General features: G+C 42.8%; 17 protein-coding genes. 11 read left to right on the forward strand and 6 right to left on the reverse strand.

The annotated features are described in order from the left end of the window. The first annotated feature begins 53 nt into the window (after nucleotides 1-53). The 3 genes from folE to surE are packed head-to-tail and all read left to right on the forward strand — an operon-like array spanning nucleotide 54 to nucleotide 1,584. Entirely contained in the window at nucleotides 54-608 is a 555-nt protein-coding gene (folE, locus tag BR02_RS0102790; RefSeq protein WP_031513977.1) for a GTP cyclohydrolase I FolE, read from the forward strand. A 29-nt stretch (nucleotides 609-637) separates the two neighbouring features. Next, nucleotides 638-817, forward strand: coding sequence for a YpmA family protein (locus BR02_RS0102795; RefSeq protein WP_031513978.1), 180 nt, complete (start codon nucleotides 638-640; stop codon nucleotides 815-817). Nucleotides 818-825: 8 nt separating this feature from the next. Then, nucleotides 826-1,584: a 5'/3'-nucleotidase SurE gene (gene surE, locus BR02_RS0102800; RefSeq protein WP_031513980.1), complete on the forward strand. Its 759-nt coding sequence runs from the start codon at nucleotides 826-828 to the stop codon at nucleotides 1,582-1,584. 31 nt (nucleotides 1,585-1,615) lie between these two features. Here surE and BR02_RS0102805 read toward each other — a convergent pair whose 3' ends face one another. Then, nucleotides 1,616-2,692 (reverse strand): FUSC family protein, encoded by a 1,077-nt coding sequence (locus tag BR02_RS0102805; protein WP_031513982.1) that lies wholly within the window; start codon nucleotides 2,690-2,692, stop codon nucleotides 1,616-1,618. A 126-nt stretch (nucleotides 2,693-2,818) separates the two neighbouring features. After that, nucleotides 2,819-4,372 carry a putative polysaccharide biosynthesis protein gene (locus BR02_RS0102810; RefSeq protein ID WP_031513984.1) on the reverse strand — a complete coding sequence of 518 codons (1,554 nt, stop codon included), beginning with the start codon at nucleotides 4,370-4,372 and terminating at the stop codon, nucleotides 2,819-2,821. Between the two features lie 306 nt (nucleotides 4,373-4,678). On the opposite strand from BR02_RS0102810, the gene fusA reads away from it, so the two are divergent. After that, a complete protein-coding gene (gene fusA / locus BR02_RS0102815; RefSeq protein WP_031513986.1) occupies nucleotides 4,679-6,694 on the forward strand; it encodes an elongation factor G in 2,016 nt (671 codons plus the stop codon). A 56-nt stretch (nucleotides 6,695-6,750) separates the two neighbouring features. Here the strand turns inward: fusA and BR02_RS0102820 are convergent, their stop codons facing one another. The 4 genes from BR02_RS0102820 to lexA all read right to left on the reverse strand — a co-directional run bounded on the left by BR02_RS0102820 (nucleotide 6,751) and on the right by lexA (nucleotide 9,233). Continuing rightward, nucleotides 6,751-6,933: a hypothetical protein gene (locus BR02_RS0102820; RefSeq protein WP_031513988.1), complete on the reverse strand. Its 183-nt coding sequence runs from the start codon at nucleotides 6,931-6,933 to the stop codon at nucleotides 6,751-6,753. Nucleotides 6,934-6,939: 6 nt separating this feature from the next. Beyond that, entirely contained in the window at nucleotides 6,940-7,098 is a 159-nt protein-coding gene (locus BR02_RS15380; protein ID WP_157834916.1) for a hypothetical protein, read from the reverse strand. Nucleotides 7,099-7,423: 325 nt separating this feature from the next. Continuing rightward, a complete protein-coding gene (locus tag BR02_RS0102830) occupies nucleotides 7,424-8,608 on the reverse strand; it encodes a site-specific integrase (RefSeq protein ID WP_031513990.1) in 1,185 nt (394 codons plus the stop codon). A 19-nt stretch (nucleotides 8,609-8,627) separates the two neighbouring features. After that, the gene (gene lexA / locus BR02_RS0102835) at nucleotides 8,628-9,233 is read right to left on the reverse strand and encodes a transcriptional repressor LexA (RefSeq protein WP_031513992.1); all 606 of its coding nucleotides are present in this window, start codon (nucleotides 9,231-9,233) and stop codon (nucleotides 8,628-8,630) included. Between the two features lie 173 nt (nucleotides 9,234-9,406). On the opposite strand from lexA, the gene BR02_RS0102840 reads away from it, so the two are divergent. The 7 genes from BR02_RS0102840 to BR02_RS0102885 form a co-directional block, all read left to right on the forward strand. Further along, complete coding sequence (locus tag BR02_RS0102840; RefSeq protein ID WP_031513993.1) at nucleotides 9,407-9,625, forward strand: helix-turn-helix domain-containing protein; 219 nt, start codon at nucleotides 9,407-9,409, stop codon at nucleotides 9,623-9,625. A gap of 67 nt (nucleotides 9,626-9,692) precedes the next feature. Next, entirely contained in the window at nucleotides 9,693-10,043 is a 351-nt protein-coding gene (locus tag BR02_RS0102845; RefSeq protein ID WP_031513995.1) for a helix-turn-helix domain-containing protein, read from the forward strand. 370 nt (nucleotides 10,044-10,413) lie between these two features. After that, the gene (locus BR02_RS0102860) at nucleotides 10,414-10,620 is read left to right on the forward strand and encodes a hypothetical protein (protein WP_031514000.1); all 207 of its coding nucleotides are present in this window, start codon (nucleotides 10,414-10,416) and stop codon (nucleotides 10,618-10,620) included. Nucleotides 10,621-10,678: 58 nt separating this feature from the next. After that, the gene (locus tag BR02_RS0102865) at nucleotides 10,679-10,885 is read left to right on the forward strand and encodes a hypothetical protein (RefSeq protein WP_031514002.1); all 207 of its coding nucleotides are present in this window, start codon (nucleotides 10,679-10,681) and stop codon (nucleotides 10,883-10,885) included. Between the two features lie 102 nt (nucleotides 10,886-10,987). Then, nucleotides 10,988-11,242, forward strand: a complete 255-nt coding sequence (locus BR02_RS0102875; RefSeq protein WP_031514004.1) for a hypothetical protein — start codon at nucleotides 10,988-10,990, stop codon at nucleotides 11,240-11,242. 16 nt (nucleotides 11,243-11,258) lie between these two features. Continuing rightward, on the forward strand, nucleotides 11,259-11,399 hold the full coding sequence (locus tag BR02_RS15385; protein ID WP_157834917.1) for a hypothetical protein: 141 nt from the start codon (nucleotides 11,259-11,261) through the stop codon (nucleotides 11,397-11,399). Further along, the coding region (locus tag BR02_RS0102885; RefSeq protein WP_031514006.1) for a host-nuclease inhibitor Gam family protein at nucleotides 11,371-11,752 on the forward strand (382 nt) is incomplete at its 3' end. The genes BR02_RS15385 and BR02_RS0102885, both read left to right, overlap by 29 nt.

Raw genomic sequence — 11,752 nt, forward strand, 5'->3', positions numbered from 1 at the left:
TTCTTAAGAAAGCAACCTTAAAGGAGGACATCCCAGTGTCGGAAAAAGTTGATATGCTTAAAATAGAAAAGGCGGTGCGAATGATACTGGAGGCCATAGGTGAAGATGTTAACCGGGAAGGGTTAATTGAAACTCCCCAAAGGGTGGCCCGCATGTATCAGGAAGTATTTAGCGGGCTACACGAAGAACCTATGGATCACTTAGAAAAAATATTTTCAGAACAGCACGAAGAAATGGTCTTGGTAAAAGATATACCCCTATACTCCATGTGCGAGCACCACCTAATCCCTTTCTTTGGAGTTGCCCATGTTGCTTATATACCCAGGGACGGTAATGTTACCGGTCTTTCAAAGCTGGCCCGGGTGGTGGATGGATACTCTCGACGTCCACAATTGCAGGAAAGACTTACTTCTCAGATTGCGGACGGTATTATGCTTAAGCTTAATCCCTACGGCGTAGTAGTGGTGGTGGAAGCAGAACATATGTGTATGACAATGCGAGGGGTGCGTAAGCCCGGAACAAAGACTGTTACCTCAGCGGTAAGGGGAATTTTTCAAAAGAATCAAGCCAGCAGAGCCGAGGCTTTTTCACTAATTATAAGACAATAAAATACTGCATAAGGAGGAATAATGTTAACATGTCCGAAAGGGATAAGAGGGAAGGTAAGCTCGAACTGATAGCCCATAAATCCTTTGCCCAATACAGCGAAATGTATAAATTAGTGGATTTTTTAAATAAATCCCTTAAAGATAAAAATGTAATCTTTGGTTTAACTAAAAAAAATGATAAAATGACTATTACTATTTATGAAACATAGGAGGGCTTATGCGATTTCTGGTTTCCAATGATGATGGCATTTATGCTCCGGGAATTAAGGCGTTGCGAAAATCTTTAGAGGAAATTGGGCAAGTAACAGTGGTGGCGCCGGATAGGGAACGCAGCGCCACAGGGCACGGCATTACTGTTTTTAGACCCCTGCGGGCTAAACCGGTGAAGTTTAAAAATAGCTCAGCTATTTGTTATTCGGTGGACGGAACGCCCGCCGACTGTGTAAAACTGGGATTGGAAGCCCTGGTGGAAGAGACGCCTGATTTAGTGATATCGGGCATTAATCTTGGTCCCAATCTGGGCACAGATGTCCTCTACTCAGGTACCGTTTCGGCAGCCTATGAAGGAATAATTAACGGCATCCCTGCCATAGCAATATCTTTAAACACCTGGTCAGATCCCGACTTTAGCTATGCAGCAAAATTTATAAAAGAATATGTACCACATGTTATTAAACACAAACTTCCTCCCGGTGTTCTATTAAATATTAATGTTCCATCAACGGATCCCAAAGGTATTAGGGTAACCAGGTTAGGAAACAGAAGGTATATTGATGTGTTTGATAAACGTACCGATCCCAGGGGAAGGGTATATTTTTGGATGGCGGGAGAGCCGGAAAACCTTGACGAAGACAACCCGGAAACAGATGTTAATGCTGTGAAAGAGGGTTACATTTCAGTAACGCCGGTTCAGCTGGACGTTACCCATAGGGGATTTATGGAAGAGCTTAAAAAATGGCCGGTTAATGGCGGTTAGCCATGGGCTTAACGACAATAAACCATTTTACCTATGGGTTATTGTCGTTAAGGTCCCGCAAAAAGTCTTTTATTCCTTTGCATGCCAGTTTTATATCGTTTGCCACCACAGAAAAAAACATAAAGGCATGCAAAAAACGAGCCCCTGCTATATTTTCATGCCATTTGTCAACGTGTAAACTCAATTCTTCCCAAAAACTTTCGTCTATTGATTGTGCCTTAACGTTTTCTTTAAATAGCACAGCCTGGTAGAGCTGCTTATTTAATTGTTGAAAAGTATCCATTCCATACCCAAGCATTTTTAATATATCCTTAAACTCTGCACTGACCTTAGGATTTCCGCTTTCCATTCGCCAAGCAATTCTCTGTCCGGTAGCCACGTGAATATCGCGACTGCTGTGATAAAGGTTGGCGTTATAATCAATATATCTTTCATACACATCAAGCTCTTTATCGTTGGTTCTTATTTGCTCCCTGCTTAATTCTAAATATTTACGTCCTTGGCGCAGCAGGCTTTTAATTTCCGCCCGCCGCTTATTAAAGGTTTCATCATCCATAGGTGAAAGATTAATAAAGCCATTGACAGACTGCTCAAAAAAAGCAACGGTTTTCTCGTTTAAATCGGCCAGCACTTCCAGCAACTTATCCTTGTATTTAGGTGGCACTATCACTAGGTTGACTATTAATGCCACCGCCAAGCCTAAAAAGATGACATAGGATCTGCTGATTGCTTGGGTTAAAAATTCATCTTGGGGGGCATCCAGCACAAAAAGGGCTGCCACCACACCCATTCCAATGGTGTTTTGCATGCCTAATTTATTGTTTAGGGCAATGACTATTATGGTAATTGCTATCATTTCAAAGGGTCCTGCTCCTATAAAATACCCCACAAAGAGAGCAAGGGATACTGATAGTATGTGGCATAACACTTGCTCACCGGCATTTCTAAAGGAGCGAAATACCGAAGGCTGAATATTCATCAGGGCACTTACACCTGCAAAAAGTTTGGGTTCAAAATTAAATAAATCTGCCAAATACATGGCTATTCCTACAGCCAGTGCGGTTTTAATAATTCTAGCCCCAATAAAGGTTTTCAGGTTAATGTTCATAAAAATAACACCTTTTTAAAAATAAAATGTCCCCACACAAAGGAGTGCAAGGACTTATCAAGTAAATTACAAAGTTTATTTATTAGCCTATTATAATATTTTGTAAAAAAATAATCAACCACTGTATTATTTTGGCAATAATCTTGAAATAATCTTTTTAATACGTTTGCTATCCTGAGGAGAGATTCCTCCTAGGAAATATAATGCTGTCAGGTAAGTGAGGCCCCCTAATAGCAAGGTGGAAAAGGTGACAAGCACCTGTGAACCGGTCAGGGTATAAAGATTATTTATTAAAAACCAAACTAAAAGGGCCATTATTACTGCTGAACCCAGGGGTTTTGCCACAGAATTTACGAAATACATTCTAAAACCGGTTAACCTTTTTAAATCAATGTAATTGAGACAGGCCATTACCATGCAGTACAGGGTGATAGCCACTGCCACGCCATTATTACCAAGCTTAGGGGTGAGATAATATATAATAATAATTTTAAATGAGGAGGCAATAACTAAATTTTTAAAGGGTCTTATGGCTTCGCCCATACCCTGTAATATGGCGGTGGTGGTTTGAGAAAAATACAAAAACACACCGCCCAATGCCATAATGGCTAAACTTGATGCAGCCTCTTGGTAACCAAAAAGCAGCCCACATAGTTGGGAGGGGAGAAGTAAAAAAAACACAACACAGGGCATGGATGCCATTAATGTCAGTCTAATTGCTTCTGAAGTTCGTGATTGAACCAGTTTAATATTATTTTGTGCCATGGCGTCAGATACCGCCGGGATTAGGGCAGTTGCCAAGGCAGCAGTAATAATTCCCGGTGTTAACAATAAAGTTTGAGAAACCCCTACCAAAAGACCGTAAGAAGAGGTGGCCTCTTGAAGTGTTAATCCACCGGCCTGCAATCTTTGTGGTATTAAAATGGCTTCTATACTCATTAAACCGGTAGAGATAAATCTGGTTAAGGTAACCGGTATGCCCAAAGTAAATATTCTTCGACATGTGTTGGGTAATGATTCCCTTATAAAACCGCCTGCCGGTATTGTCGGACGCCTGTGCAAATATATGGTAAGCATGGTTACAAACCCTACTATTTCACCGCAAACCACCCCAAGGGATATTCCGATGGCAGCGTATTCTACTCCCCTAGGCAGTAGTAAATAAGCTATTGCTAATCCGGCACTTACCCTTACCAACTGCTCCAGCACTTGTGTTATTGCAGTTGGTGTCATTTGGTGTAAGCCCTGAAAGAATCCCCTAAATGCAGAACATAAGGATACAATTATTATTCCCGGTAATAAGGCCAGAAAGCTGTAGTATACATCAGGGTTGGGGAAGTAATATTCAATCATTAGGGGTGCGCAAAACACCAGTAAAAGGGTAAAAAAAGTACCGCTTATGGTCAATATACCAAGGCATAAGTAAAAAATGCGGTAGGCTCCCCGCAAGTTATTTCGAGCAACTTCTTCTGCCACTAATTTCGATATTGCCAGCGGTATACCCATGGTTGAAAGCACTATTACCATAACATAAACCGGGTAAACCATATTGAAAAGCCCAATACCTTCGGGCTTAATCAAGCGAATAACAACCATTTGATAACCGAAACCGATTATACGATTGAATAGGCTGGCCACCAATAGTACCAATGCACCGTAGACAAAGGATTGTTTTTTCATAGGTAGACCCCTTGTACATATACTGTATAACATTTCTATGCCGTCAGTGGGACGCCTATGAAAGTAGAAGAGAGAAAAAAACCAGATAATTCTTTATTTAAACAAGGAAAAATATCTTTACTTGTAGAATAAGTCACATGTATATTAATAATTGGATAAAACTTAATTTTCACCTTAGCATTGGCATGCAAGACAGATTTTCCTATTGGGTGTACCAAAAACAAGCATTTTTGGTCATACTAATAAATAAAATCTGTTTAAGACAAAGCATATACTAAATGAATGGATGTAAAGGAGGCCCTAGACTTGAAAAACTATTCTACGGACAAAATTCGGAACATTGGATTGGTAGGTCATGGTGGAACTGGTAAAACATCTTTGGTTGAGGCTATGGTGTTTAACACAGGTATACTCTCCCGTATGGGTCGGGTTGAAGATGGTAATACAGTGGCAGACTACCATCCAGAGGAAGCACAAAGACAATCTACCGTACACACCAGCTTAGTTCCTGTGGAGGTAAAGGGTGTAAAACTAAATCTTTTAGATACACCGGGCTTTTCAGATTTTATTGCAGAAGTTAAAGGCGTCATGCGTGTAATCGACAGCAGTTTGTTTGTTTTTTCTGCGGTGGACGGTGTGCAAGTACAGCACGAGCTGATTTGGAAGGATGTTAAAAAGGCTGACATTCCTAGAATTATATTCATTAATAAAATGGATCGGGAGAATGCCAGTTTTGATAAATTAATGGATGATATGAATAATATATTGGGCGGCAACTTTGTACCGGTTAACTTTCCTCTGGGGGAAGCTTTAGATCACAAAGGAATTGTAGATGTAATCAGCCAAAAGGCCTATGAATTTGATAATGGCAAGGCAAAGGAAGTGGCCCTGCCCGATGAATTAAAGGATCAATTGGAAGAGTACCGTGAAAGGCTGGTGGAAGCAGCGGCTGAAGGTGACGACGATCTCACCATGAAGTACTTGGAAGGTGAGGAGTTAACACCGGAAGAAATAACCTTAGGCTTGCAAAAATCCATTGCTGCCAATAATGTTATCCCGGTTCTTTGTGGTTCTGCCACTAACAATATAGGTATAACAACATTGAGTGAATTCTTGGCCCAATATGCGCCGGCACCTAAGGTTGAAGAAGGTGCAATGGCTGCCTTGGTATTTAAAACACTGGCTGACCCATATGTTGGCCGCATGAATTTTATCCGTGTATTCAGCGGTACCTTTAAGGCAGATTCTCAGGTATACAATCCAAACAAAGAGAAGAATGAGAAGGTTGGCCAAGTACTTTATGTGCGCGGCAAACATTCAGAGCCTACAACCCAGGTGCCCTGCGGCGATCTTGCAGTGGTAGTAAAATTAAACGACACCGCATCCGGCGACACCTTGTGTGACAAGAGCATAAAAGAGCCGCTGGAGGGTATAGATTTTCCGGTGCCAAACTATACTGTAGCCATTGCACCAAAGAGTAAAAATGACGAAGATAAGCTGGGCGATGCGGTACAAAAGTTACTTGAGGAAGACCCCTCTTTAGTGGTAGAAAAAAATGCAGTTACCAAACAAACCCTGCTGACAGGTATGGGTGAAGCCCATGTGAATATTATGATTAATAACTTAAAGCGGCGCTATGGTGTGGACGTAATTACGGAAGATATTAAGGTGGCCTACCGGGAAACAATCAGAGCTAAAGTGGAAGCGGAAGGTAAGCATAAAAAGCAGTCCGGCGGTCGTGGCCAATATGGTCATGTATGGATCCGGTTTGAACCCCTGGCAGAAGGTGATTTTGAGTTCCATGAGGAGGTTTTTGGCGGAGCAGTGCCGCGTAACTTCTTCCCGGCCGTAGAAAAAGGTTTGCGGGAAGCTATGTTAGATGGGGCCTTGGCAGGTTATCCCACCGTTGGTATAAAAGCTACACTTTACGATGGCTCTTATCATACCGTGGATTCATCAGAGATGGCCTTTAAGATTGCTGCCTCGTTAGCATTTAAAAAGGCGGTGCCCCAGGCTAAACCTGCTATTTTAGAACCTATTATGTATGTTGAAGTGACAGTACCTGACGAATTTATGGGTGACGTCATTGGAGACTTTAACACCAAACGTGGCCGTGTTCTAGGTACTGAGCAGGTTGAAGGAGGCACTGTGGTTAAGGCCCACGTGCCCCAAGCGGAAATGTTTAAATATGCCAACGATTTAAAATCCATGACCCAAGGACGTGGTCAATTTAAGGTAGAGTTCTATGGTTATGAGGATGTACCGGCTAATTTAGCAGAAAAAATAATTGCCAAAGCTAAGGAAGAAAGAGAAGAAAAATAATCAATATAGGGTTATTCTTAAAGGACGGCAGAGTCTATATCTGCCGTCCTTTATTGTTATTTGTTTTTGTTCGGATCGTGTTTCTGGGCAAAATCAGCAATTTCCCGGGTGAGCTCACCGCACTCACAACTACCATATTCTTCTGAGGTGTTTATGGGTGAACCCCCCAGCTCGCCGCCGGCCTGATACCGATACTTTTCTTTTAAAAGATTGTTTTTCGCTTTCATGTTCGTTTTCATTTTATACTACTGCTGTTCTTGTCTTTGTCTTTTTTGCCTTTGCTGGGGTTTAAATTCCTGCCCAAATTCAAACTGCTGATTTGCTTGTTCTTGTTTTTGTTGAGGGCTTAATTCTTGGCCAAACTCATACTGTTGACCCTGTTGCCGCTTTTTTTGTTGTTTCATTAAATGTCTTTACCTCCTAAATAATTTATTTATTCGGAGACCAATATTATTTTGTCCTCTAAATAACATAAAAAATAAGGTATTATATGTAAAAACAATAAAAAGGCACTCAACCCATTGTTGAGTGCCTTAGTTTTTTGGCAGGGGAGACAGGATTTGAACCCGCAGCCCTCGGTTTTGGAGTGCGTAAGAAGTCCTATTGTCAACCACTGTCAACCGCTGTAACCTGCTATATTGCTGGGTTCTCTTATCGTCTGATGTTTTACTGTCGTGCACAGTGTTACGGAAAGTGTCAACCAAGTGTCAACCAAGCGGCAAATAAACCCTATCCGTGTTTTCTATCTGTCTTTTCAACTAGCCCTCCAGTTAGTAATTTCTCAAACTTTTCTGCGGCTACGCGGTCTACACTCTCCAAAGCGTGGGAATATATGTCCGCAGTGGTGCCGTAGACGGTATGTCCTAACCTCTTACTTATGTTTTTTAAGGGTACGCCCTCTTTGATCAATAACGTTGCGGATAAGTGGCGGAGCGAATGGAAGGGTACATGAGGTAGGTTGTTTTTAGCCAAGAATTTGTTAAACCATTGCCCGGGCCATTGGGGGTAACCGGGTCTGCCATCCCAAGTGGTGAATAGCCTCTCCGATCCTTGCCACATATCGCCCAGACGCAACCGGTGGCTAAGCCATTCTGCCCGGTATGCGCGCAATAACTCCATCACATTACCCGGCATAGAAATAGTGCGTTTACTGGCTTCGTTTTTGGGCTCCTTTGTAAAAACACCTTTGCCGGGAAGATACTGGCTTGATTGTTCAATTTTAATGGTGTTGTCATCAAAATCAATATGCCGCCATTCTAGGCCCATGATTTCTCCTTGCCGGGCACCGCTGGCTATAGCGAGGTAGATGAGTGTCTGGTGTTTAAGTGGCTCTTTTTTTAAAAATTTTAGCATTTCTTCGACTTGATTTTCGCTGTAACATTTGGCCTGAGTTATCTTAACCCGAGGCGGCTTAACTCTACTACACGGGTTGTCTGGGATAACATCCCACTCAACTGCATCCTGCAGGATAGCGGATACACACCGAAAATGATGCTTAATTGTTTGGGCCGCTAGTTTACCGGGCTTACCGTCCAACCGGGGAGAATCCTCCAGGTCATTGATCAATCGGTTTATGGTCATGGGACGAATCTTGTCCATCCGCAGATGTCCGATCAGTGGAAGTATCCTACTGTTTAACATCTCCTTATACCTTGCCAGGGTTTTAGGGGCGAGGTGTCGGTCCCCGTAGTCTTTTTCCCATAGTTCAACAAATTCGGCAAAAGTAAAATCCTTGCTTGCTGCGCAATACTTACCCTGTTTTATATCTTCCTCAAATAAAATTGCCGCCTTAATGGCTTGTTTTTCAGTGCCCTGAAAAGCTTTGGTGTGTCTTTTCCTTTTGCCGTTAGCGTGGAACCCATCTGATACCACCAGTAGCCACTTGTTTGGGCCTTTATTTTGGACGGAGGCCATGTTATCACCTGCCTTTTATTTATAAATTGCTTTGGAAAAATATCGCCTTACCTAGTATCCTGATATCTTTAAAGTCTTTTGCTGTATAAAATCTCGGTTGGTACCTAGGATTTTCAGGCTTTAGAATTACACCATCGCTATTTTTGTAAAATCGCTTGAGCGTAACTTCGTTGTCAATTATTACCGCGGCAATCTCGCCATTATCCACTATTGGCTGCTTGCGGATAAACACAACGTCGCCGTCATTAATACGAGCATCGATCATGGAGTCACCCTTGACCCTGAGACAGAAATCAATGTGTAAACTATCATCAACTTCTACATAGTATTCGCAACGTTCTTCCGCGACATACAGCGGTTCCCCAGCGGCTATTTCCCCTAACATGGGGACTTTTTTTGTTTTTTTTGTTTCGTAAGGGTGGATATTTTCCCAACCCATGAGGTAGGCCGGTGTAACACCCAATGCCTTAGCTAGAGGCTCTAAAATATTTAATGGTAGGTTTTCTATTTCATCACTTTCGTATCTATATACTGTTGCCCTGTTCTTCCCGAGTTTTTTTGCTAGATCGTCTACAGATAAACCTAATCGCTTTCTTCTGTTCTTAATTCTTTCTCCAACAGTCACTTGTAATCACCATCCTTACGACTATTATATACCTACTATCGCATTTTTGCAACAGTTATATGTAACAAAATAAAATAATTTGCGTGATGTGCGAAATTTGTCTTGACAACGGGGCGGGGATCGGGTACAATTTGGTTAATCGCACAGTATGCGACAAAAAAGGGGGTGTAAAGATGGTAAACATAAACAAACTAAAGGGTAAGATTGTAGAGCGGGGCATGTCCGTGGGAGACTTAGCAAAAGAGATAGGCGTCGACAGGAGCACACTCTACCGAAAAATGAATGCCTCTGGCGAGCCGTTTACAATAAGAGAGGCAAATCTGATATGTAAAGCCTTGAAACTAAGCGGACAAGAGGCAATGGCTATTTTTTTTAGCGACTGTGTCGCATAGTATGCGACATTAAGGATAACTAATTAATCAACCAACTAATTGCCGGGGGGAGGTTATAAAGGGGGGTTTGAATCATGCCAAAGCTCCTGACCCAACAGGACCTGGCGACCAGCAGGGAGGCGGTGAAATGTATTGCCAAAAATGCGGCACAAAAACGGAGGGCAGTGTCAATTTTTGTGCTCAATGCGGTATCAAGTTTGAGCAATCGCAAACAACAGACCCGATGCCTAAAATGTACACTGTCCAAGGAGTACTAACAGAATATTTCCAAGGGACGCTCGGGGAGTCGAAACTGCGCGAGTGGGTACGCCAAGGCAAGATTCCGCACACCAGGATCGGGCGGCGGATCATATTTAGAAAGGAGGCTCTAGATATTTGGTTTGACGAACAAGAAAAGGCATCCATGAAGGTACATTGATTAACGATCTAACTAAAAAAGGAGGTACCCGAACATGGTTAAAACGGATTTACACTGTACTAATCTAGACTGGTTGTTGTGCAGCAACCATAAGTGCGAGCATCAGTATAAAGGCAAGTGTATTGCATGCGTACCACATTACGCAGGACAGGCAGTCGTGTGGTGTAGTAAGTTTACCGCTAAAGAGCCAGATGATATGCCAATCAGGTATCAGCTGGTAGAGGGGGTTTGCTAGTTGGTTAAATACTGCCCGCTATTTGGACAAGGCATCAATGGTTTGATCGAGTGCAAGCAGAGTAAATGTGCATGGTGGGTTGAGGCCCATGGCGCGTGTGTAGTTTTTGTTATTACATTAGGGGGTGGAGTGTAAATGCAAAAACAAAAAATCTACCACCTGCAGTACCTACCCCATAAACCAGTATCTACTAAATATCGCTGGGCATGGCGTCCGGTAAATAGGGTGCAAGAGTGGCTAGAGGGTGAGGACAAGCCTGCTGGTAAGGTAATGGCGTACTCACTGCTGGCACTGGTAGGGATGTGCTTTGCCATGGCGATACTAGAGGCTGTAGCAAGATAGTAGTCAAGAGAGGTGAACACTCGATTGTCACTCTAATGGTTAAGGGGGGGGAAACCTAATGTTAGCCTTTTGTGAGAACTGCCATGAGCTGGCTGAATACACTGTCAGAGATGAACCAAAAGAAAAGATTATCAAAGGCAATAAGGTTGAATACATGGGTAAAGAGGCGTACTGCAAAGACTGTGGCAGTGAAATCTTTGTGGCCGATATACGGGATCATAATTTAAGCATGTTGGATAAGGCTTATAGGGAATGGAAGGGTTGATTACTGTTGCGGAAATTGAACTCATAAAGAAAAAGCCCGGCTGCAACCGGACTGTGGTAAAACGCTTAAGCCATTATACCACCATTAGGAGGTGGAGGCAATATGCCTAATAATTGTCCAATGTGTTATGAGGTGTTGGATGGTCAATACTGTGCAAGTTGCTGTAAGCATTACTGCCCAATATGTCAGGGCATGATGGAGTTGGGTGAGAGAGATTTTTCGCAAGCTCAATTTGTGCGTGGTGATATAGAGGTGGACAGGGTTGTGCAAAATGTGTTGTATTGCCCTAAGTGTGAGGTGGTGGAGCATGATGCAGAGGAAGTTTACTCCGGGGATGAAAGTCGAGCACCTTTTTAGGGGGCCATGCACGGTTGTGAGGGAGTCCACCACGCTGATTGGTTGGCCTGTAGTAATTATTAAAGACAGCAAAGGTCAAATTTATGACGTTAACCCTATTTACTTGAGAGAGATTAAGGAGGTGCACGATGAACGCATTGCAAGCAAAAGAACTTGAAGGCCTGCCGATAGAGCAGGAACGGTTTGAGATACAGGATATTAACGCCGCCAATTGGGCGGTGCGTAAAATAGCAGCTGCACAGGCGGCCATTAGAGAGAGGGAGATACTGGCCCAAGCAGAGATTGACCGCATTAAACAGTGGCTTGTTGGTGAGACAAAGGAACTACAGCAAACGATAGACTTTTTTACCAGGCTACTAGAAAAATACCACCGGAAACAGATTAAGGCGGATCCAAAAAATAAAACCATTAAGCTGCCATACGGTACACTAAAAATGCGGGCCCAACAGCCGCAATATCAGCGGGATGATGCAGCGATAAAGGAGTGGGCCCGAGTCAATCGGCCCGAGG

Origin of the sequence: Desulfofalx alkaliphila DSM 12257, from assembly GCF_000711975.1 — a bacterium.
Taxonomy (GTDB): Bacteria; Bacillota; Desulfotomaculia; order Desulfotomaculales; family Desulfohalotomaculaceae; genus Desulfofalx; species Desulfofalx alkaliphila.

Coding starts and splice junctions, on each gene's coding strand:
- BR02_RS0102840 (WP_031513993.1), top strand. CDS start 9,407: ATGGTAAACATAAACAAACTAAAGGGTAAGATTGTAGAGCGGGGCATG.
- folE (WP_031513977.1), top strand. CDS start 54: ATGCTTAAAATAGAAAAGGCGGTGCGAATGATACTGGAGGCCATAGGT.
- surE (WP_031513980.1), top strand. CDS start 826: ATGCGATTTCTGGTTTCCAATGATGATGGCATTTATGCTCCGGGAATT.
- BR02_RS15380 (WP_157834916.1), bottom strand. CDS start 7,098: ATGAAACAACAAAAAAAGCGGCAACAGGGTCAACAGTATGAGTTTGGC.
- BR02_RS0102865 (WP_031514002.1), top strand. CDS start 10,679: ATGTTAGCCTTTTGTGAGAACTGCCATGAGCTGGCTGAATACACTGTC.
- BR02_RS0102830 (WP_031513990.1), bottom strand. CDS start 8,608: ATGGCCTCCGTCCAAAATAAAGGCCCAAACAAGTGGCTACTGGTGGTA.
- BR02_RS0102875 (WP_031514004.1), top strand. CDS start 10,988: ATGCCTAATAATTGTCCAATGTGTTATGAGGTGTTGGATGGTCAATAC.
- BR02_RS0102820 (WP_031513988.1), bottom strand. CDS start 6,933: ATGAAAACGAACATGAAAGCGAAAAACAATCTTTTAAAAGAAAAGTAT.
- BR02_RS0102860 (WP_031514000.1), top strand. CDS start 10,414: ATGCAAAAACAAAAAATCTACCACCTGCAGTACCTACCCCATAAACCA.
- BR02_RS0102795 (WP_031513978.1), top strand. CDS start 638: ATGTCCGAAAGGGATAAGAGGGAAGGTAAGCTCGAACTGATAGCCCAT.
- BR02_RS0102805 (WP_031513982.1), bottom strand. CDS start 2,692: ATGAACATTAACCTGAAAACCTTTATTGGGGCTAGAATTATTAAAACC.
- BR02_RS0102810 (WP_031513984.1), bottom strand. CDS start 4,372: ATGAAAAAACAATCCTTTGTCTACGGTGCATTGGTACTATTGGTGGCC.